Source organism: Streptomyces sp. AF1A (assembly GCF_047340315.1).
In the GTDB taxonomy this organism is placed as follows: Bacteria; Actinomycetota; Actinomycetes; order Streptomycetales; family Streptomycetaceae; genus Streptomyces.
On record NZ_JBLEBI010000113.1, the window covers coordinates 1 to 21,984 of the forward strand.

The window sequence follows — 21,984 nt, forward strand, 5'->3', positions numbered from 1 at the left end:
GCGTCCGCCCCGTCGGGGACGTCCGCGTCCGGCGCCGTACCGTCGCCCGAAGAGCCGCCGGCAGCGGCCGGCGCGGGTGCCGGCGCGCCCGACTCCGGATCCTCCACCTCCAGCAACCTCACCGCGTGGCGCCCCAGTTGAGCGACCAGCGACCCCGGCAGCCACGGGTCCCGCGAGCGTCCGCCGGTCACCGTGTCCTCCGCCCCGGACCGCTCCAGCACGGACTCCAGCGACGGCCGGGCCGCCGGGTCCTTGCGCAGGCAGTCCCGCACCAGGTCGGCGATCCCCTCCGGCACCCCCTCCAGGTCCGGCTCCTCCTGGGCGATCCGGAACATCAGCGCGTGCACCCCGCTGTCGGCGCTGCCGAACGGCAGGGTCCCGGTCGCCGCGTACACCAGCACCGACCCCAGGCAGAACACGTCGCACGCCGGCGTGATCCGGTCCCCGCGCACCTGCTCGGGCGCCATGAACCCGGGCGAGCCGACGAAGGACCCGGTCCGGGTCAGCCCCTCCCCGCCGGCCGTGGCCGTCTCCAGCGCCCGCGCGATGCCGAAGTCGATCACCCGCGGCCCGTCGATGGTCACCAGCACGTTGGACGGCTTCAGGTCCCGGTGCACGATCCCGGCCGCGTGGATGTCCTTCAGCGCGTGCGCGAGCCCGGCCGCGAGGATCCGTACGGACCGCTCGGGCAGCGGGCCGTGGTCGTGGCCCACGACCTGCTGGAGGCTCGGCCCGGCCACGTACCCGGTGGCCACCCACGGCACCGGGGCCTCGGTGTCCGCGTCCAGCACCGGCGCGGTCCAGTACCCGCCGACCCGCCGCGCGGCCTGCACCTCCTGCCGGAACCGCGCCCGGAACTCCTCCTGCGCGGCCAGGTCCTCGCGGACCAGTTTCACGGCGACGGTACGGCCCCGGTCCGACCGTGCCAGGTACACGTCGCCCATGCCGCCCGCCCCCAGCCGGGCCAGCAGCCGATAGCCCCCGATCCTCGCCCCCAGCGGATCTCCCGGTCCGAGCTTCTCCATGGTCGCCCCGCCTCCCCCAACGTGTGCAGCGGACCGAGAATAGTGCGGTCGCACCGGTGCCGGACGGGCGCGTCTGCACGGTTCCGCAACGGGCTCGCTCCGTGACCGCACCGGGTCGGTCGCGGGCCCCGCCTGTCGACAACCTGTCGCAAAAACGCCCCGTCCACGGCACAGGACGCCGATGTCCCGTCCGCATCCCGGACATCTACGCTCGCCCGCATGACCCCTCAGCCCAACCCTTCCGCCGGCGCCGCAGTGAAGGCCGCGGACCGCGCGCACGTCTTCCACTCCTGGTCCGCCCAGGACCTCATCGACCCGCTCGCCGTCGCCGGCGCCGAGGGGTCGTACTTCTGGGACTACGACGGCACGCGGTACCTGGACTTCAGCAGCGGGCTGGTCTTCACGAACATCGGTTACCAGCACCCCAAGGTCGTCGCGGCCATCCAGGAGCAGGCGGCGGCGATGACGACGTTCGCGCCCGCGTTCGCCGTGGAGGCCCGCTCGGAGGCGGCCCGGCTGATCGCCGAGCGCACCCCGGGCGACCTGGACAAGATCTTCTTCACCAACGGCGGCGCGGACGCCGTCGAGCACGCGGTGCGCATGGCCCGGCTGCACACGGGCCGCCCCAAGGTGCTCTCCGCCTACCGCTCGTACCACGGCGGCACACAGCAGGCCGTCAACATCACCGGCGACCCGCGTCGCTGGCCCAGCGACAGCGGCACGAACGGCGTCGTGCACTTCTGGGCGCCGTTCCTGTACCGCTCCCGCTTCTACGCCGAGACGCAGGAGCAGGAGGCCGCCCGGGCCCTGGAGCACCTGGAGACGACGATCGCCTTCGAGGGGCCGGGCACCATCGCCGCGATCATCCTGGAGACCATCCCCGGCACGGCCGGGATCATGGTGCCGCCGCCCGGCTACCTGGCCGGCGTGCGCGAGCTGTGCGACAAGTACGGCATCGTCTTCATCCTGGACGAGGTCATGTCCGGCTTCGGCCGGACCGGGCGGTGGTTCGCGGCCGACCTGTTCGACGTCACCCCCGACCTGATGACCTTCGCCAAGGGCGTGAACTCCGGCTATGTGCCGCTCGGCGGTGTGGCCGTCTCGCAGCGGATCGCGGAGACCTTCGGCACGCGCCCCTACCCGGGCGGCCTCACCTACTCCGGGCATCCGCTCGCCTGCGCCGCCGCCGTCGCCACGATCAACGTGATGGCGGAGGAGGGCGTGGTGGACCACGCCCGGCGGCTCGGCGAGACGGTGGTCGGTCCGGCCCTCGCCCAGCTGGCCGAGCGGCACCCGAGCGTCGGCGACGTGCGCGGCGTCGGCATGTTCTGGGCGCTGGAGCTGGTGAAGGACCGGGAGACCCGCGAGCCGCTGGTGCCGTACAACGCGGCCGGCGAGGCGAACGCCCCCATGGCCGCGTTCGCCGCCGCCGCGAAGAAGCACGGCCTGTGGCCGTTCGTGAACATGAACCGCACCCATGTCGTCCCGCCGTGCAACGCGACCGAGGCCGAGCTGAAGGAGGGCCTGGCCGCGCTCGACGCCGCGCTGACCGTGGCCGACGAGTACACCGCGTGACACCGCCGTGACACGGCACTGCCGTCACGGACGGTGACCGGGCCACGGCTGCCGCCGGGCCGATCCGAACGCGTAAGGTGACGTGCTCGTAAGACATCGTGAGTACGTACGAGTACGTCACCCGGACGCGTGAGGAGAGGCCCGGACGATGCCCGGCAACGGCGCTGTGACGCGCAGCACCCTGCGCCAGCAGATCGCGGACGCGCTCCGCGACGAGGTGCTGGCGGGCCGGCTGCGGCCGGGCCGGGCGTTCACCGTCAAGGAGATCGCCGACCAGTACGGCGTCTCCGCCACCCCGGTGCGCGAGGCGCTGGTCGACCTGTCCGCGCAGGGCATCCTCGAGGCCGACCAGCACCGCGGCTTCCGCGTGCCCGATTACTCCCTCGCCGACTACCGGAACATGATCGAGGCCCGCAGCCTGGTCACCGACGGCATGTTCCAGGCCCTCACCAGCGGCCATCCCGCCTTCCTGTCCCCGCCGGACGACCCCCGCACGGCCGCGGCCCTGGCGACGGTGCGGCGGCGCGGCGAGGAGGCGCAGCGCGCCGCCGCGGCCGGCGACCTCACCGTCCTCATCGGCTACGACCTGCGCTTCTGGCGCGAGCTGAGCATGCTGTTCGGAAATCCCTACCTCGCCGACTTCCTGCACCGGCTGCGCGTGCAGTCCTGGGTCTGCGCGGTGCAGCATCTGCTCCGCCTGCCGGACCTGCGCGGGCGCCTGTGGGCCGGGCACACCGAACTGGTCGACGCGCTGGCCCGCCGCGAGGCCGAGGCCGCGCGCGCGATCGTCGCCGCCGCCAACGCCCACTGCCTGGCACTGCTGGAAGGGCTGGCCGGTAGCTGAGCCGGCGAGAGGGTATGGGACCCCCACCGCACCGACTACCCTTCCCTGACCACCCGCTGCTGTGCGTGAACGCGCGCGTGCCGATACGAGGAGCCCTCTTTGGCCTGTGACCTGTGGCTGGTACCGCTCGTCGACGTGTTGTGCCACACGCCGGACAACCCGTTCGCCGAGGAACTCGCGCAGTACAACAAGGCGTTGGCGGCAGCCGGGCTCCCACCGGTGCCGGTGTACCAGTACATGCCGGGACTGTCCGGCGAGGTCGCCCCGGTGGCCGGCTTCGACTACGACGCCCTGCACTTCCTGCGCCGCGTCTACCTGCTGCAGGTGTGCGGACTGCCGGTGACCCCGGTGGACGAGCTGGGCGGCGACTACGAGCAACTGCTGGAGATGTTCGAGTCCACGGCCCAGCAGTCGCACCTGGTCTGGCACTACGACCACGCGGGGGCGTACGTCCCGGTCGACTTCCCGCACCCGCTGTCCAACGAGGAACTCCTCGCGGGCGGCGGCCCGTTGGGATCGTCGCAGACGCTGCTGCGGGAGCTGCAGTACGTGGCCCCGACGATCGGCATCGACCCGGCCAACCCCCCGGCGGCCCCGGCCCCGCCGGCGGCCCCCACGGAGCTGGAGGAGCCCGCCGTCGCCGCCCCCTACGACCCCAGCCCCTTCGCCCGCGAACGGCACGTGTGGCTGGGGCTGCACGCGGCGGCGACGCGCTCCCTGGCGCAGGGCTCGATGATCGTCTTCAGCTGAGGGCCCGGGCACGCGGAAGGGCCGCCGGATGCCTGCCCGGCGGCCCTGGTGCGCGGGCGTGTCAGAAGACCGGCGTGCCGTCCTGCGTCAGCTTCCAGTTGGTGACCGCGAAGTCGGCCGGGTCGAGGGTCCGCTTGGCCGTCACATAGTCGATCATCAGTTGGCGGATCTCGTTCGTGGAGCTGTAGGCGATGTCCGCCGAGGCGATGTGCGGGTACCCGGAACCGCCGTTCGCCCGGTAGTTGTTGACCGCCACGACGAACACCTGGTCGTCGGCCACGGGCGCGCCGTTGTAGCTCAGGTTCTTGATCCGGGAGCCCTCCGGCTGCGCGATGTCGATCTCGTAGTCGACGCCCGCCGCCGTGTCGTACATGTAGTCCCAGAAGCTGTTGGCGTTCGTCAGGGTCGCGGTGTCGACCTTCGTGCCGGACGGCACCTGGTGGTAGTACTTCGCCGCGTACTCCAGGTAGTCCTTCAGCTGGGCACCCGTCAGCTTCTTGCCGTACAGGGTGTTGTCGTAGATGTAGAGGCCGGCGATGTCCTTGATGGTGACGTTGCCCTGCGGGATGTCGGCCGTGCGGCTAAACGGCGCGGCCACGGAGATCAGCGGGAGCGCCGCGTCCGCCGCCGACAGGCCCGACTTGACCTCGTCCGCCTGGACCTTGTGGATGAAGTCCATGATCGGCACGTCCTTCCAGCAGGACTCCGCCGCCGACAGGTCCGTCGTGCAGGTGCCGACGGGCGTGTTCACGTACTTCACGACCAGTTCGTGGTCGGCCTCCAGGAGCCTCTTGATCTCCGGGTCCTCCTCCACCGTGTTGGGGTTGAGGGTCTGCGCCGTCTTGCTCGTCACCTTCCACTGGCCGTGGTGGAGTTCCAGCTCGAAGTCGAAGACGCTCAGGCGGTAGCCCCAGCAGTACGGCTCGGAGAGCAGGACCTCGTCACCGGTCTGCTCGTTCTTCACGATGTACGACGGGACCTCGACGTGGGTGTGACCCACCAGGATCGCGTCGATGCCCGGGACCTGCTCGGCGACCAGGTTGGACGCGTTCTCCACGTACGGCAGTTCGTCGCCGTACGAGGACGAGCCGTCCAGGCCCGAGTGGTCGGTCAGGAAGACGACGTCGCAGCCCAGCGCCCGCAGCCGCGGCACGTACTTCTTCGCCTGTTCCACCAGGCCCGGGAAGACCATCTTCCCGCTGACGTTGTCCTTGTCCCACAGCGCGATGCCGGGGTTGGTGAGGCCGAGGATGCCGACCTTGATGTCCGGCGCGCCGGGGACGCGGATGCGCTTCACCGTGTACGGGTGGAAGGCGGGACGCAGGGTCTTGGCGTCCAGGGCGTTCGCGCCGAGCAGCGGGAAGCGGCACTGGCTCTCGAACTTGCGCAGGACGTCGATGCCGTAGTTGAACTCGTGGTTGCCGAGGGCGGCGGCGTCGTAGCGCATGTGGTTCATGGCGACGGCCATGGGGTGCTTGGGGCCGGGCTTGCCGTCCGTGCCGGTGATCGGGTCGACGCGGGCGAAGTAGTAGGCCAGGGAGGTGCCCTGGATGATGTCGCCGGCGTCGACGAGGAGGACGTGGTCCTCGCCCTTGGCCTCGCGCTGCTGCTTGACGAGGGTGGCGACCCGGGCCACGCCCACGGAGTTGCCCGCCTTGTCGCTGTAGGGGGCGTCCAGGTAGTAGTCCCAGTCGAAGACGTGGCTGTGCAGGTCCGTGGTGCCCAGGATGGAGAACGACCAGGTGCGGGGCTTGTGTTCCCGCTTCTGCTCGGCCGCCTGCGCGGGGGTCGCCAGGGCCGAGCCGGCGGCGACGGCCGCTGTGGTGACGGCCGACTTCTTCACGAACTCCCGGCGATTCATGGGACTGAGGGGCATGCGAGGCTCCTGGGAGGCAGGCGTGGACGCGAGCAGATGGATGTGCCGTGCGGGAGGCTACCCGCGTAGATGCTGCTCGCGCCCGCGATTGCCGGAAACCAGGAAATGACCATGTCCAGGTCAAGGATCGGTCAGCACCGCACCGTGCCCGCTGCTCAGACACGGCCGATGAGCCTGATCTCCGGCGGCCACAGCACCCTGCTCGCCATCAGCAGGGACGGGCCCAGATGCACCGGACACACCAGCAGTGGGGGCAGGCGGTACCGGGCGACCTCGAAGACGGCCGGGTCGCGGCAGTCCGTGTCCTCGGCCCGGTGGCCCTCACCGCCGTACGGCCCCCGGCACCGCGCGTTCCGGTGGACGCTCATGTTCCGATTGTGCCCCGCACCCGGCGGCAGGGGTGGCCGGACCGGCTCGGGCCACGGGGCGCGGAGCACCCCGCGTCGTGACGCCAGTGGGGTGACAGCGCGACGCGTCGCGCCGCTCGAACACGGAACGTGACCTTACCTTTCCGCCATGCCAACACACCGTCACCATCTTGTCGCCGGGAGACAGGTCGTCGGCCTCTCGCGCCCCGGCAGGATCACGATCCTGGGCATGCTGGCCCTGGTCCTGGTCACTCTCGCGGCGGTCGCCACACCGGCCGCGGCCGCCGTGCGCTCGGGTCCCCTGCTGACCGTGAGGTTCACCAACAACAGCGACCGCGACCTGACCCTGGGCCGCTCCGAATACACCGGATGCCCCACCACGCTGCCGGACCGCATCGCCGCGGGCACCACCGCCAGCTGGAACCTCAACGCGTGCAACAACGTGCGCGGCAACGTGGGGACGGTCAACTTCCACCCCTACCGGGAGTCCGCGCCCGTCACTGTGGGCTGGGACGCCCCTCTGCTCGGTTCGGCGGACTACACCGCGACGGCCCCGCCCGGCTACGTCATCAGCCACAGCGGCGGCCAGGGCTTCAACCCGACCGTCGACTTCACCTTCGACTGCAACTCCACCACCTGCGACGGGATCCCCGACAGCTGGAAGCGGAACGGCATCTACATCAACCCGGCCGACGGCAGCGCCCACACCTCACCCGGGCCCGGCCTGAAGTTCATCGACCTGCCGGCGATGGGAGCCACCGTCGACAAACCGGACGTCTTCGTCCAGGTCGACTGGATGGCGGACACGACCCACACCCACGCCCTCTCCCCCGAGGCCATCAAGCGGGTGGTCGACGCCTTCGCCAACTCGCCGTACCGCCGCCACTCGCCCAGCACCGGCATCAACCTGCACGTGGACGCGGGGCCGAACAGCATCGTCAACTTCGCGACCGGCAAGACCTGGGGAAACCTGAGCGCAGCCAGACAACTTCCGGAGATGCGGAACCTGGGGACCTCGACCGGCGGCCGGTACCAGTGGAACGCGTTCGAAGCGATCAAGACGGAGAAGGGCGGCTTCAAGGACACCGGCAGGGGGCCGATCTTCCACTACGCCATCTCGGCACACAACCTGGAGCCCGGCAGCAGGTCCAGCGGCATCGCCATCACCCCGGGCAGCGAGCTGATCGTGAGCCTGGGCAGCTTCGCCAACCAGGTGGGCACCGTGTCCGAGCAGGCCGGCACGCTCATGCACGAACTGGGGCACAACCTCAACCTGGAGCACGGCGGCAACAACGGGGTCAACGACAAGCCGCAGTACTTCAGCGTGATGAACTACGCGTACCAGATGGGTCTGACGTCCGGGACCACCACCGGAATGACGGACTACTCCCGAGAACAGACCAGCCTCAACGAGAACAGCCTCGACGAACGGACCTATCCGCCCAGCGCCGGGGGCTACGACCTCAGGCACTACTGCCCGAACCCGAACGGAGGCAACTCCTACGTCGACGTCCCACGCTCGACCGGGCAGGTCGACTGGAACTGCGACGGCGTGATCAGCCAGAGTCCGGTCAGCTACGACGTCAACGGCGACGGCCTGCGCACCGAGCTCACCGGCTGGAACGACTGGAGCACCCTGCTGCTGCGCGTCGGCTCCATCGGCGTGCCCAGCGCGGGCAGCACACCGCCGCCCGAGGTGGAGAACGAGATGACCCCGGCCGACGAGGCGATGAACCTTCCGCTGGACACCCGGCCTCCGGTCACCAGGGCGAGCACGTACCCGCGCCCCGACGAGCACGGCATCCACCACTCGGACGTCACCGTCACCCTCACCGCCAAGGACGACGTGTCCGGCGTGGCCAGGACCGAGTACAAGCTCGACGGCGCCGGCTGGAAGAAGTACACCTCCCGGATCAAGGTGCGCGGCGACGGCACGCACGAGCTGCTGTTCCGCTCGATCGACCACGCCCAGAACCACGAGCGCACACGGTCCCTCGGCATCCGCATCGAGGGCCACTCGCACGCGGGATGAGAAACAGCCCCCAAGTGCCACGAACGGCCCGCCGGTTCACCCGGCGGGCCGTTCGGTGTCCCTGGGCCGTGCGGTCGCCCGGGCCCGTTCCGGCGCCTTACAGGAACGAGTTGATCTCGATCGTCTCGTCGCGGCCCGGGCCCACGCCGATCGCGGAGATCGGGGCGCCGGACATCTCCTCCAGCGCCTTGACGTAGTTCTGCGCGTTCTTCGGCAGGTCGGAGAAGGACTTCGCCTTGGTGATGTCCTCGGACCAGCCCGGCAGCGTCTCGTAGACCGGCTTCGCGTGGTGGAAGTCGGTCTGCGAGTAGGGCAGTTCCTCGACGCGCTTGCCGTCGATCTCGTAGGCCACGCAGACCGGGATCTGCTCCCAGCCGGTGAGCACGTCCAGCTTGGTGAGGAAGAAGTCGGTCAGGCCGTTGACGCGGGTGGCGTACCGGGCGATGACGGCGTCGAACCAGCCGCAGCGGCGGTCACGGCCGGTGGTGACGCCCCGCTCGCCGCCGATGCGGCGCAGCGCCTCGCCGTCCTCGTCGAACAGCTCGGTCGGGAAGGGGCCCGCGCCGACACGGGTCGTGTACGCCTTGAGGATGCCGATGACCCGGCTGATCTTCGTCGGGCCCACGCCGGCCCCGGTGCAGGCGCCGCCCGCGGTCGGGTTCGAGGAGGTGACGAAGGGGTACGTGCCGTGGTCGATGTCCAGCAGCGTGCCCTGGCCGCCCTCGAACAGGACGACCTTGTCCTCCTCCAGGGCCTGGTTGAGGACGAGGACCGTGTCGGCGACGTACGGCTTCAGCTGCTCGGCGTAGCCCAGCAGCTCCTCGACCACCTGGTCGGCGGCGATGGCCCGCCGGTTGTAGAGCTTGGTCAGGATCTGGTTCTTGACGTCGAGGGCCGCCTCCACCTTCTGCTGGAGGATCGACTCGTCGTAGAGGTCCTGGACCCGGATGCCGACACGGTTGATCTTGTCGGCGTAGGTCGGGCCGATGCCGCGGCCCGTCGTACCGATCTTCCGCTTGCCGAGGAAACGCTCCGTCACCTTGTCGACAGTCACGTTGTACGGCGTGATGATGTGCGCGTTACCGCTGATCAGGAGCTTGGACGTGTCGACGCCGCGCTCGTTCAGACCGCTCAGCTCGGAGAGCAGGACCGACGGGTCGACGACGACACCGTTGCCGATGACCGGCGTACAACCGGGGGAGAGGATTCCGGAAGGGAGCAGGTGGAGTGCATACTTCTGGTCGCCGACGACGACCGTGTGGCCGGCGTTGTTGCCGCCCTGGTAACGCACTACATAGTCCACCGAGCCACCGAGCAGGTCGGTCGCCTTCCCCTTGCCCTCGTCACCCCACTGAGCACCGAGCAGCACAAGTGCGGGCACGCGCGTACACCCCTTCCGGGCGGGGCATGTCCAAGGTCAGGGGCGTGGGCGTAAGGTTCACCGCCGCGTGCCACCGCGACCGCCGTTGGCCGCACAACCGTCGGACCGGATGCCCCGGAATAGACGAAGCCCCTGGCGCAATAGCGCAAGGGGCTCTTGCACAAAGATGCTACCCGAGGAAGCGAGGCAGGACCGAGGTGGCGACTTTCGCGACGTCCGAACAGCTGCTGGTGATCATCGATCCGGCGGCACGGCAGGCGGACGGGGAGTCCGTACGCATCGCGAAAGACGTGCTCAGCGCGGGTGCGGCCACCAAGGTGTGCCTGCCGGAGGGGCCGGAGGAGTTCGCCCGTGCCCTGGACCGCCGGGGCTCGCGGCGCCCGGTCGTGGTCGGCGACGACCGGGCGCTGGTCCGCGCCGTGACCCTGCTGCACCGGCGGCGCGAACTGGCCGGATGCGTGCTGTCCATGGTCCCGGTCGGGGATGCGGGCCTGGCCTCCTCGCTCGGCATACCGGCCGGGCCGGTGGCCGCGGCACGGGCGGTCCTGGACGGGTCCGCGCGGCGCCTGAACCTGCTCGTCGACGACAGCGACGGGGTCGTGCTGGGCGCGCTGGGCATACCGCCCGCACCGGTGCGGGCGGCCGAGCCGGTGCCGGTGCCCTCCGGGCGTGCCTGGTACCGCTCGCTGGTCCGCACGCTGGGCCCGCGCCCGGCCCGGCTGCCCGCGGTGCCCGCGCCGGGGCCCGCCCGGTTCCGGGTGGAGGTCGACGGCGAGACGGTGGTGGGCCTGGGCCAGCCGGTGGAGGGAGTGACGGTGACGCCGGGGGCCGGCGGGCTGGCCGAGGTGGAGGTGCGCCCGCTGTCGGTGGGCGCGGAGGCGACCCCGGTGCGGGCGTCCGGCCGCACGGTCACGGTGACGGGAGCGGACTTCCGCTACCGGGCGGACGCGGCGGTGTCGGGCCCGGTACGACGGCGGACGTGGCGCGTACTGGAAGGGGCCTGGGGGCTCACCCTGCCGGCGGCGTGAGCCGAGGCGGGGACGGGGCGCGGGCACTCATCCTGCCGACGGCGCGAGCCCGAAGCCCGCACCCGGCCCAAACGCACACCCCTGCCGACGGCCTGAGCCGAGGCGCGGGCGTCGGTCAGTGGCCGTACTTGTTCTCCCGGTACACCCGCCAGCGCTCCATCATCTCGGCCACGTCCCGCTCGACGAACTCGAAGAACTCCAGCGTCTGGGCCAGTCTGCGGCCCGCCGGGGTGTCCTCGCCGAGGCTGGTCACGCCCTCGCGCAGGGCCTCCTCCCAGCGCTTGATGATCGTCTCGCGGCTGGTCAGGGCCTCGTACCACTGGTCGCTGTGCACCCGGTACCGCTCGCGGCGGGAACCGGGCTCCCGTTCGCGGGAGACCAGGTGGACCTGGGCGAGGTAGCGCACGGCGCCGGAGACGGCCGCGGGGCTGATCCGCAACTGGTCGCCCAGCTCGGCCGAGGTCAGGGCGCCGGTGTCGGAGGCGAGCAGCGCGGCGAAGACCCGGGCCGGCATGCGCGGCACGCCCGCCTCGACGAGCTGGGCCGCGAAGTGCTCCACGAACCGTGAGACGGATTCGGGGTCCCGCTGGGGTGTTCCTGTCGTCGGCTCCGTCATGTCCCCATCCTATCGGGCATTCACATGCTTCCTTAACTTCACAAATTTCTGAAGAAAGCGTAGGTTCGGAACCATGACGAAGGCAATCACGGCCTTTGGACTCCACAAGTCCTTCGGCCGCACCCATGCGCTGGACGGCCTCGACCTGGCCGTCGAGGCCGGTGAGGTGCACGGCTTCCTCGGCCCCAACGGCGCCGGCAAGTCGACCACCATCCGGGTCCTGCTCGGGCTCCTGCGCCCCGACGCGGGCGCCGCGCAGGTGCTGGGCCACGACCCGTGGGGGGACGCGGTGGAGGTGCACCGGCGGATCGCGTACGTGCCGGGCGACGTGACCCTGTGGCGCAACCTCTCCGGCGGCGAGGTCATCGACCTCTACGGCCGCCTGCGTGGAGGCCTGGGCGACCGGCGCCGGGGCGAGCTGCTCGAGCGGTTCGAGCTGGACCCCACCAAGAAGGGCCGCACCTACTCCAAGGGCAACCGGCAGAAGGTCGCCCTGGTCGCCGCCTTCGCCTCGGACGTGGACCTGCTGATCCTGGACGAGCCGACCTCGGGCCTGGACCCGCTGATGGAGGAGGTCTTCCGGCGCTGCGTCGAGGAGGAGCGCGAGCGCGGCCGTACGGTCCTGCTCTCCTCCCACATCCTCAGCGAGGTGGAGCAGCTGTGCGACCGGGTCAGCATCATCCGCAAGGGCCGGACCGTGGAGACCGGGTCGCTGGCCGAGCTGCGCCATCTGACCCGGACCAGCGTGACCGCCGAACTGGCGGGCCCGCCCAACGGATTGGCCCATCTGCCCGGCGTGCACGACCTCGACGTGCGGGGCCGCCGGGTCCGGCTCCAGGCCGACACCGACAAGCTCGACGCCGTGCTGCGCGCGCTCGGCGAGTCCGGCATCCGCACGCTCACCTCGACCCCGCCGACGCTGGAGGAACTGTTCCTGCGGCACTACGAGGAGGAGGCGGCCCGATGACGACCCTCATGACGACCCTCGTGGTACGCCCGCGCCGCGGCACGCGTCACCTGGCCGGCACCGCCGTCCTCGTGCGCTTCGCGCTGCGCCGCGACCGGGTGCTGATCCCGGTGTGGATCGCGGTGATCGCGCTGATGGTCCTCTCGATGCCGAACGCCCTCGAGAGCCTCTACGGCACCCCGGCCGCCCGCGCCGACCTGATGCACCGGATGGCGACGAACACCTCCCTGCGCGCCCTGGTCGGCCCCGTCTTCGCCGACTCGCTCGGCGCGCTCACCGCCTGGCGGATCGGCGTCTACGCGAGCGCGCTCGCCGCGGTGATGAGCCTGCTCGTCGTCGTCCGGCACACCCGGGACGAGGAGGAGAGCGGGCGCCAGGAGATGGTGTCGTCCGGCATGGTGGGCCGGCGCGCCCCGCTGACGGCCGCCCTGCTGGCGGCCGCGGTCGCGAACGCCGTGCTGGCCCTGCTGATCGCCGCGGGCCTGGCCGGACAGGGGGGCGCGGGAGCGCTCGCCTTCGGCCTCGGGGTCGGCGGCGTCGGGATGGTGTTCGCCACGACGGCCGCGGTCGTCGCCCAGCTGACGGAGAGCGCGCGGCTCGCCCGCGGTCTGACGGCCGCCGTCCTGGGCGCCGCGTTCGTGCTGCGCGCGGCGGGCGACTCGGCCTCGGCCGACGGCTCGTCGGCGGCGACCTGGCTGTCGCCGATCGGCTGGCTGGAGAACGTCCGCCCGTTCGCGGGAGAACGCTGGTGGCTGCTGCCGCTGTTCGCGGTGGCCGCTCTGGCCCAGGGCGCGGTCGCCTACGCGCTGGCCGGCCGCCGGGACCTCGGCATGAGCTTCCTGCCCACCCGCCCCGGACCGGCCGCGGGCCGGCTGGGCTCCGCGGGCGCCCTGGCCTGGCGGCTGCAGCGCGGGAGCGTGCTCGGCTGGAGCGCCGGGTTCCTCGCCGCCGGGGTCGTCTACGGCGGGGTGGCGGCCGGGGCGGCCGACCTGGTGGAGGACAACCGGCAGGCCCGCGAGATCTTCCGGCGGATGGGCGGCCAGTCCGGCCTCACCGACGCCCTGCTCGCCTCGCTCATCGGCATGCTGGGCCTGGTCGCCGCCCTGTACATCGTGCAGTCGGTGCTGCGGCTGAACGGCGAGGAGAGCTCCGGCCGTGCCGAACCGGTCCTCGCCGGCGCGGTTGGCCGGCTGCGCTGGGCCGCCGGGCACCTGGTGATCGCGTTCGGCGGCGCGGCCCTCCTCATGCTCCTCACCGGACTGGGCTTCGCCGCCGGCCACGGCGGCGAGGCCGGTCCGATCCTGGGGGCCTGCCTGGTCCAGCTCCCGGCCGTCTGGGTCATCGGCGGCATCGCCGTGCTCCTCTACGGCGTCCTGCCGCGCGGCGCGGCCGCCACGTGGGGCGTCGCGGGCGCCGTTCTGCTCCTCGGCTGGGTCGGCCCCGCGCTGAACGCCCCCCGGCTCCTGCTGGACCTCTCCCCCTTCGGCCACCTGCCGAAGCTGCCGGGCGGCTCCATGCACTGGGGCCCGGTGCTGATCCTCACGGCCCTCGCCGCCGTACTCGTGGCAGCGGGCCTGGCGGGACTCCGGCGCAGGGACCTGGCCGGCTGAGGGCGACGGTCAGTCGGCGGGTGATCAGCGCAGCTCCACCCGCAGGCCCCGCAACCCCCTGATCACGAAGTTCGGCTTCCGTTCCGGCTCCTCCGCCAGGGTCAGGGTGGGGGCCAGGCGCAGCAGGGCCGACATGGAGGCCGCCAGTTCCATGCGGGCCAGGGGTGCGCCGATGCAGTAGTGGATGCCCGCGCTGAAGGAGATGTGCGGGTTGTCCCCGCGGGCGAGGTCCAGGCGCTCGGGCCGGTCGAAGACGGCCGGGTCGTGGTTGGCGGAGCCGAAGAGCATCGCTATCTCCGCGCCCCGCGGGATGGTCGTGCCGTCGATCTCGATGTCGTCCAGGACCCAGCGCTCGAAGAGCTGCAGCGGGGTGTCGTAGCGCATCAGCTCCTCGATCGCGGACGGGATCAGCGAGTGGTCGGCGCGCAGGGCCGTCAGCTGGCCGGGGTTGCGGAACAGCGCCCACCAGCCGTTCACCGTGGCGTTGACCGTCGCCTCGTGGCCCGCGTTGAGCAGCAGCACCGCCGTGGAGATCATCTCCTGCTCGGTCAGCCGGTCGTCCTCGTCGTGCGCCGCGATCAGCCCGGAGATCAGGTCCTCCCCCGGCTCCTTGCGGCGTGCCGCGATCAGCTCCCGCAGATACTCCGAGAACTCCACCGACGCCCGGACCGCCTTCGCGGCCGCCTCCTCGGACGGGTTCAGCTCGTACATCCCGCAGATGTCCGCCGACCATGGACGCAACAGGCCCCGGTCCGCCTCCGGGATGCCCAGCATCTCGGCGATCACCGCCACCGGAAGCGGCTCCGCCACGTCCGCCAGCAGATCGCCGCCGCCCGCCCCGGCGAGGGCCGCCACCAGCTCCTCCGCCAGTCCGTGGACGTACGGCTTCAGCCGCTCCACCGTGCGCGGGGTGAACGCCTTCGACACGAGGCGCCGGATCCGGGTGTGGTCCGGCGGCTCCAGGTCGAGCATCCCGTGGTCGTTGAGGGTGTGGAACGGCTCGTGCTCCGGCGGGGGCGGGGTCCGGCCGAAGTCCTCGTGCGAGAACCGGTGCAGGTAGGTGCGGCCGAGCCGGCGGTCGCGCAGCAGCGCCGAGACGTCGGCGTGGTGCGGGACCAGCCACTGGTCGCTCGGCTCGTACCGGATCACTCTCCCCCGCGCCCGCAGCTCGGCGTAGGCCGGGTACGGGTCCGCGACGAACGCCGGGTCCCAGGGGTCGAAAGCGAGGTCCGAAGCAGCTGCCATGGACGGACGTTAGCCCTCCTCCGTCCGCGTTGACCAGGGTGTCCGCCGCTCACCCCGGGGTCACCAGCCGCGCCTCGTACGCGAACACCGCCGCCTGGGTGCGGTCGCGCAGGCCCAGCTTCACCAGGATCCGGCTCACATGCGTCTTGATCGTCGACTCCGCGACCACCAGCCGCTCGGCGATCTCCGCGTTCGACAAACCCTGGGCGATCAGGACCAGGACCTCGGTCTCGCGTTCCGTCAGTTCGCCGTAGGCCGCCTGTGCGGCCGGCATCATGCGAGGGGTCTGCGGTATCCGGGAGAACTCCGCGATGAGCCGTTTGGTCACCGAGGGGGCAAGGAGGGCCTCGCCCGCGGCCACCACGCGGACCCCGTCTGCCAGTTGCCGCGCGGAGGCGTCCTTGAGCAGGAAGCCGGAGGCTCCCGCCCGCAGCGCCTGGTACACGTACTCGTCCAGGTCGAACGTCGTCAGCACCAGCACCTTCGCCGCCGCGTCCGCCGCGACGATCTCCCGGGTCGCCTCGATGCCGTTCAGCTCCGGCATGCGGATGTCCATCAGCACCACGTCGGGGGCGCGTTCCCGCACCTGCTCCACCGCCTCCCGTCCGTTGACGGCCTCGCCGACGACCTCGATGTCCGGCATCGCGTTCAGCAGGACCGAGAAGCCCTCGCGAACCATCATCTGGTCGTCCGCGATCAGTACGCGGATCGTCATGCCTCACCCTCGATGGCGGCGGCCGGCACCGGCAGGAACACCGTCACCTCGTAGCCCCCCTCGTCCGTCGGACCCGTCGTCATCTCGCCGTTCAGCATCGAGACGCGCTCCCGCATGCCCGTGATGCCGTGCCCTGCGCCGGGCGATGCCTTCACGAGGTGCGGGGCGGGCGGCGGGCCGTTGACTATGCGCAGGCCCAGGCCGCCGAGCACGTACCCGATCTCGACCCGTGCGCTCGCCCCCGGCGCGTGCCGCAGCGCGTTGCTCAGCGCCTCCTGCACGATCCGGTACGCCGACAGCTCCACCCCCTGCGGCAGCTCGCGCACCGCGCCGGTCACCGCCTTCTCCACGTCCAGGCCGGCCTCCCGCACATTGGCGAGCAGCCCGTCCAGGTCGGCGAGGGTGGGCTGGGGGGCGTCCGGCGCCTCGTAGTCCTCCGCGCGGACGACCCCGAGGACCCGGCGCAGCTCGGTCAGCGCCGCCACCGCGTTCTCCCTGATGGTGGCGAACGCCTTCTCCAGTTCCGGCGGCGGGTTCTCCACCCGGTAGGGCGCGGCCTCCGCCTGGATGGCGACGACCGACATGTGGTGGGCGACCACGTCGTGCAGCTCGCGGGCGATCGTCGTGCGCTCCTCCAGCAGCGTGCGCCGCGAACGCTCGTGCTCGGTCACCGTCTGCTGCGCGGTCACCTCCTGCGCGGCTTCCCGGCGTATGTGCCGGACCGTGACCGCCAGGAGGATCAGCGCGGACAGCAGCAGCATCTGCGGCACATCGGTGTCGTAGTGCGGTGCGCCGAGGATGCTCTGGGCGAAGAACCCGTAGACCGCGGTCAGCACCCACATCCAGGCCGCGGTGCGCGGCCGGGTGCGTATCGCGACGACCGTGAGCACCGCCAGGTGGGAGACGAAGCTGCTCGGCAGCCACGGCCAGTCGCTCCAGCCGTCCGCGCCGATCAGCGCGCTCACCATGGAAGCGGCGAGGGACAGCCAGAACGCCCCGGCCGGACGCACCAGCGTCAGCAGGACCGGCCCGAGGGCCAGCAGTCCGCACAGCAGGGACGGCACCCCGGAGTCGTCGGTGCGCGTCAGACCGATCAGCATCGCCACCAGACCGAGGGCGACCACCACCGCGTGCGGGGTCCAGGCCGCGTACTCCCTCATCCGGCCCGACCTGCGGCGGACGATCCGGCTGTCGGCGCCCAGCCGGGGCAGCGGACGGTAGGCGAAGGCCTCGTGGAACAGGTCCTGCCGCAGCCCGCCCAGGGCGTCCAGGGCCAGCCGGAACTCCGGGCTGCGCGGCCTGGACCCCGCGCCCGGCGGTGTGGTCTGCGTGTGCGTCGTCTCGGTCACGTGAAAAAGGTAGGGCCGGGCCCACGTCGCGGTCGTCACCTTGGAGAGGGGTTCTGCGGGCTCCCTCTCAGGTACTACGAGTCGCCCCTTGGGTGTCAGCGGCCACCGGGCCGCACCACACCGGACTCGTACGCGAAGATCGCCGCCTGGGTGCGGTCGCGCAGGCCCAGCTTCACCAGGATGCGGCCCACGTGCGTCTTCACGGTCTGCTCGGCCACGACCAGCCGCTCGGCGATCTCCGCGTTCGTCAGCCCCTGCGCGATGAGCGCCAGCACCTCGGTCTCCCGCTCGGTCAGGTCGCCGACGCGCTGCTTGAGCGGGGCCCGGTGGGTGCCGTCCAGCCGGGAGAACTCGGCGATCAGCCGCCGGGTGACACCGGGGGCGAGCAGGGCGTCGCCCGCGGCCACGACCCGTACCGCCTCGGCCAGCTGGTCCGCGGAGGCGTCCTTGAGCAGGAACCCGGAGGCGCCGGCCCGCAGCGCGTCGTACACGTACTCGTCCAGGTCGAACGTCGTCAGCACCAGCACCTTGACGGGCGGATGGTCGGCGGTGATGCGCTCGGTCGCCTCGATCCCGCCGACGTCGGGCATCCGGATGTCCATCAGCACCACGTCCGGGACCAGTTCCGCGGTCCGGGCGATCGCGTCCCGGCCGTCCACGGCCTGCCCGATCACCTCGATGTCGGGCTGGGTGTTGAGCAGCACGGTGAAGCCCTGCCGGACCATCTGCTGGTCGTCGGCGATGAGTACTCGGATGGTGCCGGCGCCGCTCGTCATGGGGTCTCTTCTCCTGTCGGGGGCTCGGGTCGGTGCGGGTCGCACGGGGAAGGGGGGCCGGAGGACGCGGGCGGGTGCGGGTCGCACGGGGAAGCGGGGCCGGAGGGCGCGGGTCGGTGCGGGTCCGGGGTAGGGGGACCGGAGGGCGCGGGCCGCTGGGTCGGCTGGGTCGGCAGGGGCGGCGGGGACAGCGGGGGCGGCTGCGCGGACTCGGCGGACCCCGGGAGCTCCAGGTAGTACTCCAAGGAGTCCGGCGCGGAGGGAAGTACGGGCAGGGAGAGCGGTGGGAAGCCGTCCGGGGCGCGGGTGCCCTCACGGGGCAGGAACGCCGTCACTATCCAGCCGCCGTGCAGGTTCGGGTGCGCCTGGACGTGCCCGCCCAGCATCGCAGCGCGCTCCCGCATGCCCAGCAGCCCGTGGCCACTGCCCGGGGACGGCTGGACCGGCCGGCGCGGGCGGGAGTTGATGACGCCCAGGTACACGCCGTGGGTGAAGTGGCCGATCTCGACGCGTACCGTCGCTCCGGGGGCATGCCGCAGCACGTTGCTCAGGGCCTCCTGCACGATCCGGTACGCCGACAGTTCCACCCCCGGCGGATAGGCGCGCGGCTCGCCGTACACCACCTTGTGGACCTCCAGCCCGGCCGCCCTGGTGTTCTCGATCAGGGCGTCCAGGCGGGCCAGGTTCGGCTGCGGGGCGTCGGGTGCCGGACCGGTGCCGGGCGCGGACAGCCGGGGGGAGTCCTCGGCGGCGTCCGGGTCGTCGGGGCTCTCGGACCGCAGGACGCCGAGCACGCGGCGCAGTTCGGCCAGCGCCTCCAGGGCGTTGTTGCGGATGCCGGCCAGGTTCTCCTTCAGCTCCTCGGAGGGGTTCTCCACCAGGTGCGGGGCCACTTGGGCCTGGATCGAGATCACCGACATGTGGTGGGCGACCACGTCGTGCAGTTCGCGGGCGATGCGGCTGCGCTCCTCCAGCAGGGTGCGACGGGCCCGTTCCTCGGCGGTGATCGTCGTCTGCTGGACCAGTTCCGTACGGGCCTCGCTCCGGCTGCGCAGGGCCGCACCGATGACGGCGGCGACGGCGAACAGGCCGACGGCGACGGGCCCCGACGCGGAGTAGCCCTGCGCTCCTATGCCGCCTTCGACGAGGAGCGTCACCAGCACGGTCGCGCCGAGCGCGGCGACCGTGCCGCGGACGCGCACGCGCAGGGCGAGAAACAGCAGTACGGCCATGTGCGCCAGCAGAGTGGCCGTGGTCCATGGCCAGTTGGGGCTGGCCAGGCGGAGCGACGCCAGGTTCTGGCGGATGAGCAGCGAGGTGCAGACGGCGGCGGACAGGGACAGCGCCCAGGCGGGGACCGGCCGGCGCAGGGCCAGGACGATCGCGGCGCCCTGGAGAAGGGCGCCGAGGAACGCCACGGCGGAGGTCAGGCCGTAGCCGCTGGACAGCTCGTCGGCGCCGGCGAGGGTGACGCCGAAGGCCAGCCAGCCGGTGAGGAGGCAGGTCAGCAGGCGCAGCCAGCGGTACCTCGACAACGGGGGCGACAGCGCGGAGGGCGACTCGCCCAGCCATGCGGCGATACGGCGCAGGCGACCGGGCCTGGCGTCGGGGCGCGTGCGGGCCGCGGTGGGAGTGGCGACGGCGGACGCGAACGACTGGTCCAGGTCGTGGCGGTCCGCGGGCTTCACGGTGTCAACCTTAGGCACTGCGCCGTCCGTTCATTCCGGGGACGTGGCGGTGCACCACGTGCGACATGCGGTGACGGGGACGGCGGGAGCCCTGCTCGTGATGGCGGAAGGCGGTCCAGCACACGGCCAGCACGGAGGCGAAGACGGGCAGCCAGACGAGACGCGATGCCACCCAGGAGAGGGAGTCGGGAGAGGTGTGGAGCCCGGGCAGGCGGCCGGCCAGGAGACCCGTCGCCGTCGTGGCCATCATGGCCGTCTGGTGCCAGAGGAAGATCGTCATCGCGGAGAGGTTGGCAAGAGCGACCGCCGTCCAGGCCAGGGGCCGGGCCATCGCGCGGCGCAGGCGATCCCGCACGAGGAGCGCCAGGCCGCACTGGGCGAGGCCGAAGGTGACGGCCGCGAGCGTCGGAGGGTCGAGGTTGGAGATCGCGGCGCCGGGCACGCCGACCATGGACGCCGGGTAGCCCGCGCAGCTGACGAGGGTCGCCGTGGCCGCCGTACCGCCGAGGAACAGGACCCAGGCCGAGCGGCGGCCGCGCAGTTCGCCCCGGGCCCATGCGGCACCCAGGGTGTACGGGACCAGCCAGCCTGCCGCCAGGTTCACCCAGCCGAGCCAGGACGGGCCGAGGTGCAGACCGAAGCGGAGGACGTCCACATGCAGAACGACGGCGAGCGGCCAGAGGGGGTTGAGACGGGCGACCAACGGGGTGGCGGCCGTGAGCCCGGCGAAGACCACGAGGAACCACAGCGGGGACAGCGCCAGTTTGAGCAGGGTGTGGACCGTGGGGAGTGGGGCGCCGGTGAGGAGGAGCGTCACGGCCGTCACCGACCACAGGGACAGCAGCGCGGCGACCGGGCGGAGCAGGCGGGTCAGGCGGACGCGCAGCCAGGTGGCGTAGGTGTCGCCTCTCGTCCGGGCCGCGGCCAGGCCGCGGGTCGCCACGTGGCCGCCCACCAGGAAGAAGACCGCCAGGGTCTGGAAGAGCCAGGAGACCGGGGCCAGCCAGGGCATGTGCTGCAAGGGACTTGCCGTGTGCAGACCGCCGTCCTCCGCGACCAGCGCCGTCACCAGCCAGTGGCCCAGGACCACACCGAGGACCGCGAAGGCGCGGAGGGCGTCTATGGCGCGGTCCCGGGAGGCGGGAGTGGCGGAGTCGACTCGGTGCGCGGCTTGGCGTAGGGCCCGGATTACATGGGTGGCTCCGAAGACTGGGGTGTCTTCGACGGTCTGGGTGGCTCCGGGGGCTCGGATGTCTTCGACGGGCGGGGTGGCTTGGGCGGGCAGGAGTGGTGGTGAGGCGTGCGGGGCTTGGGGGTGGAGGTGGTGGGTCGAGGGGTGTTCAGGCATGGGTCACCTCCGAGGGCTCGCCGAGGGTGATCCGGGCCAGGTTGGCCAGGGAGGCCGAGCCCGGGGTGAAGTAGCCGCTGTGGCCGGCGTCGGCCGCGTCGAAGACCCTGGCGCCGAAGCCACGGGAGACCGGGTCGGCGCCGAAGCCGACGGTGGTGCCGAGGAGACGGGTATGGACGTGGGGCACGTTCGCCACCCAGTCGTCGCTGCCGAGGGCCGCCCAGACACGGGCACGGGTGTGCAGGGCGGCGACCGAGTCCGCGCCGGTGCCGGGGCTGCCGACCATGGCTATGTCGTCCGCGGCGACTCCGGCGGCGGCCCGGCCGCACACGACCGAGCCGTACGAGTGGCAGATCAGCGCGAGGTGCGTGCGAGCGGGGGCTGCGGTGCGCAAGTGGCGTATGAACGCACGCAGGCGGGGGGCGGCTTCGTCGGCGCGGGTCGTCGTGGTCACCGCGGTGCTGACCGTGGCCGGGGTCTGGTAGCCGAGCCAGGCCACCACGGCGGCGCGGGTACCCGGGGCGGCGCGGTGGACGACGTCCGTGTACAGCGCCGCGGCCGCCTTGTGGAAGCGGGCGTAGGTGTCCAGGGAGGTGTCGGAGCCGGGGACCAGGACCGCGATGTGATCGGCGTGCGCCAGGTCGCCCAGTACCTCGGTGGCTCGGCCTGTGCCGCGTCCGTCGAAGGAGAGGAGGTGGCGGGACGGGGAGGCCAGGGTCTGGTCGGCGGCGGCGCGGTGGGCGTCGCCGTCGGTGGCGGCCATGCGGGCGGCCTTTGCGGCGTTGGCTCGG

The 21,984-nt window shown here is 72.0% G+C and carries 19 protein-coding genes; 7 read left to right on the forward strand and 12 right to left on the reverse strand.

Annotation, left to right across the window (positions count from 1 at the left end):
- On the reverse strand, window positions 1–1,025 hold a 1,025-nt coding region (locus ACLU3S_RS25020), incomplete at its 3' end, for a serine/threonine-protein kinase (RefSeq protein WP_413954196.1).
- Window positions 1,026–1,244: 219 nt separating this feature from the next.
- Here ACLU3S_RS25020 and ACLU3S_RS25025 point away from each other — a divergent pair.
- The 3 genes from ACLU3S_RS25025 (at window position 1,245) to ACLU3S_RS25035 (ending at window position 4,194) form a co-directional block, all read left to right on the forward strand.
- Complete coding sequence (locus ACLU3S_RS25025; protein WP_413954197.1) at window positions 1,245–2,600, forward strand: aspartate aminotransferase family protein; 1,356 nt, start codon at window positions 1,245–1,247, stop codon at window positions 2,598–2,600.
- A 148-nt stretch (window positions 2,601–2,748) separates the two neighbouring features.
- Window positions 2,749–3,444, forward strand: coding sequence for a GntR family transcriptional regulator (locus tag ACLU3S_RS25030; RefSeq protein ID WP_413954198.1), 696 nt, complete (start codon window positions 2,749–2,751; stop codon window positions 3,442–3,444).
- A 99-nt stretch (window positions 3,445–3,543) separates the two neighbouring features.
- The gene (locus ACLU3S_RS25035; protein ID WP_413954199.1) at window positions 3,544–4,194 is read left to right on the forward strand and encodes a hypothetical protein; all 651 of its coding nucleotides are present in this window, start codon (window positions 3,544–3,546) and stop codon (window positions 4,192–4,194) included.
- A gap of 61 nt (window positions 4,195–4,255) precedes the next feature.
- Here ACLU3S_RS25035 and ACLU3S_RS25040 read toward each other — a convergent pair whose 3' ends face one another.
- Both ACLU3S_RS25040 and ACLU3S_RS25045 read right to left on the reverse strand, forming a co-directional pair.
- Window positions 4,256–6,070, reverse strand: coding sequence for a bifunctional metallophosphatase/5'-nucleotidase (locus ACLU3S_RS25040; RefSeq protein WP_413954200.1), 1,815 nt, complete (start codon window positions 6,068–6,070; stop codon window positions 4,256–4,258).
- Window positions 6,071–6,225: 155 nt separating this feature from the next.
- Window positions 6,226–6,438: a hypothetical protein gene (locus ACLU3S_RS25045; RefSeq protein WP_413954201.1), complete on the reverse strand. Its 213-nt coding sequence runs from the start codon at window positions 6,436–6,438 to the stop codon at window positions 6,226–6,228.
- Between the two features lie 148 nt (window positions 6,439–6,586).
- On the opposite strand from ACLU3S_RS25045, the gene ACLU3S_RS25050 reads away from it, so the two are divergent.
- Window positions 6,587–8,470, forward strand: a complete 1,884-nt coding sequence (locus ACLU3S_RS25050; protein ID WP_413954202.1) for an OmpL47-type beta-barrel domain-containing protein — start codon at window positions 6,587–6,589, stop codon at window positions 8,468–8,470.
- A gap of 97 nt (window positions 8,471–8,567) precedes the next feature.
- Here ACLU3S_RS25050 and ACLU3S_RS25055 read toward each other — a convergent pair whose 3' ends face one another.
- A complete protein-coding gene (locus ACLU3S_RS25055; protein ID WP_413954203.1) occupies window positions 8,568–9,851 on the reverse strand; it encodes an adenylosuccinate synthase in 1,284 nt (427 codons plus the stop codon).
- 197 nt (window positions 9,852–10,048) lie between these two features.
- Between ACLU3S_RS25055 and ACLU3S_RS25060 the strand changes: the two genes are divergently transcribed.
- On the forward strand, window positions 10,049–10,879 hold the full coding sequence (locus tag ACLU3S_RS25060; RefSeq protein WP_413954204.1) for a diacylglycerol kinase: 831 nt from the start codon (window positions 10,049–10,051) through the stop codon (window positions 10,877–10,879).
- 115 nt (window positions 10,880–10,994) lie between these two features.
- Here the strand turns inward: ACLU3S_RS25060 and ACLU3S_RS25065 are convergent, their stop codons facing one another.
- The gene (locus ACLU3S_RS25065; protein WP_413954205.1) at window positions 10,995–11,495 is read right to left on the reverse strand and encodes a GbsR/MarR family transcriptional regulator; all 501 of its coding nucleotides are present in this window, start codon (window positions 11,493–11,495) and stop codon (window positions 10,995–10,997) included.
- Between the two features lie 73 nt (window positions 11,496–11,568).
- Here ACLU3S_RS25065 and ACLU3S_RS25070 point away from each other — a divergent pair, with 73 nt between their 5' ends.
- Together ACLU3S_RS25070 and ACLU3S_RS25075 are read left to right on the forward strand one after the other, a co-directional pair.
- Window positions 11,569–12,462 carry an ATP-binding cassette domain-containing protein gene (locus ACLU3S_RS25070; protein WP_413954206.1) on the forward strand — a complete coding sequence of 298 codons (894 nt, stop codon included), beginning with the start codon at window positions 11,569–11,571 and terminating at the stop codon, window positions 12,460–12,462.
- A complete protein-coding gene (locus ACLU3S_RS25075) occupies window positions 12,459–14,072 on the forward strand; it encodes an ABC transporter permease (RefSeq protein ID WP_413954207.1) in 1,614 nt (537 codons plus the stop codon). The genes ACLU3S_RS25070 and ACLU3S_RS25075 overlap by 4 nt, the downstream gene beginning before the upstream one ends.
- Before the next feature lie 24 nt (window positions 14,073–14,096).
- Here ACLU3S_RS25075 and ACLU3S_RS25080 read toward each other — a convergent pair whose 3' ends face one another.
- From ACLU3S_RS25080 to ACLU3S_RS25110, 7 genes are all read right to left on the reverse strand, one after another.
- On the reverse strand, window positions 14,097–15,317 hold the full coding sequence (locus tag ACLU3S_RS25080) for a cytochrome P450 (RefSeq protein ID WP_413954208.1): 1,221 nt from the start codon (window positions 15,315–15,317) through the stop codon (window positions 14,097–14,099).
- Window positions 15,318–15,366: 49 nt separating this feature from the next.
- Window positions 15,367–16,032 carry a response regulator gene (locus ACLU3S_RS25085; protein WP_413954209.1) on the reverse strand — a complete coding sequence of 222 codons (666 nt, stop codon included), beginning with the start codon at window positions 16,030–16,032 and terminating at the stop codon, window positions 15,367–15,369.
- Window positions 16,029–17,381, reverse strand: a complete 1,353-nt coding sequence (locus ACLU3S_RS25090) for a sensor histidine kinase (protein WP_413954210.1) — start codon at window positions 17,379–17,381, stop codon at window positions 16,029–16,031. Before ACLU3S_RS25090 ends, ACLU3S_RS25085 begins: the two co-directional genes overlap by 4 nt.
- A 95-nt stretch (window positions 17,382–17,476) precedes the next feature.
- Entirely contained in the window at window positions 17,477–18,157 is a 681-nt protein-coding gene (locus tag ACLU3S_RS25095; RefSeq protein WP_413954211.1) for a response regulator transcription factor, read from the reverse strand.
- Window positions 18,154–19,845: a sensor histidine kinase gene (locus ACLU3S_RS25100; protein ID WP_413954212.1), complete on the reverse strand. Its 1,692-nt coding sequence runs from the start codon at window positions 19,843–19,845 to the stop codon at window positions 18,154–18,156. Before ACLU3S_RS25100 ends, ACLU3S_RS25095 begins: the two co-directional genes overlap by 4 nt.
- A gap of 10 nt (window positions 19,846–19,855) precedes the next feature.
- On the reverse strand, window positions 19,856–21,193 hold the full coding sequence (locus ACLU3S_RS25105; protein ID WP_413954213.1) for an acyltransferase family protein: 1,338 nt from the start codon (window positions 21,191–21,193) through the stop codon (window positions 19,856–19,858).
- On the reverse strand, window positions 21,186–21,984 hold a 799-nt coding region (locus ACLU3S_RS25110; RefSeq protein WP_413954214.1), incomplete at its 5' end, for an alpha/beta hydrolase. The genes ACLU3S_RS25110 and ACLU3S_RS25105, both read right to left, overlap by 8 nt.

What these genes read in the sequence shown, in the direction of transcription:
- ACLU3S_RS25025 (WP_413954197.1), top strand. Translation starts at nt 1,245, where the DNA reads ATGACCCCTCAGCCCAACCCTTCCGCCGGCGCCGCAGTGAAGGCCGCG.
- ACLU3S_RS25030 (WP_413954198.1), top strand. Translation starts at nt 2,749, where the DNA reads ATGCCCGGCAACGGCGCTGTGACGCGCAGCACCCTGCGCCAGCAGATC.
- ACLU3S_RS25040 (WP_413954200.1), bottom strand. Translation starts at nt 6,070, where the DNA reads ATGCCCCTCAGTCCCATGAATCGCCGGGAGTTCGTGAAGAAGTCGGCC.
- ACLU3S_RS25045 (WP_413954201.1), bottom strand. Translation starts at nt 6,438, where the DNA reads ATGAGCGTCCACCGGAACGCGCGGTGCCGGGGGCCGTACGGCGGTGAG.
- ACLU3S_RS25050 (WP_413954202.1), top strand. Translation starts at nt 6,587, where the DNA reads ATGCCAACACACCGTCACCATCTTGTCGCCGGGAGACAGGTCGTCGGC.
- ACLU3S_RS25065 (WP_413954205.1), bottom strand. Translation starts at nt 11,495, where the DNA reads ATGACGGAGCCGACGACAGGAACACCCCAGCGGGACCCCGAATCCGTC.
- ACLU3S_RS25070 (WP_413954206.1), top strand. Translation starts at nt 11,569, where the DNA reads ATGACGAAGGCAATCACGGCCTTTGGACTCCACAAGTCCTTCGGCCGC.
- ACLU3S_RS25075 (WP_413954207.1), top strand. Translation starts at nt 12,459, where the DNA reads ATGACGACCCTCATGACGACCCTCGTGGTACGCCCGCGCCGCGGCACG.
- ACLU3S_RS25080 (WP_413954208.1), bottom strand. Translation starts at nt 15,317, where the DNA reads ATGGCAGCTGCTTCGGACCTCGCTTTCGACCCCTGGGACCCGGCGTTC.
- ACLU3S_RS25085 (WP_413954209.1), bottom strand. Translation starts at nt 16,032, where the DNA reads ATGACGATCCGCGTACTGATCGCGGACGACCAGATGATGGTTCGCGAG.
- ACLU3S_RS25095 (WP_413954211.1), bottom strand. Translation starts at nt 18,157, where the DNA reads ATGACGAGCGGCGCCGGCACCATCCGAGTACTCATCGCCGACGACCAG.
- ACLU3S_RS25105 (WP_413954213.1), bottom strand. Translation starts at nt 21,193, where the DNA reads ATGCCTGAACACCCCTCGACCCACCACCTCCACCCCCAAGCCCCGCAC.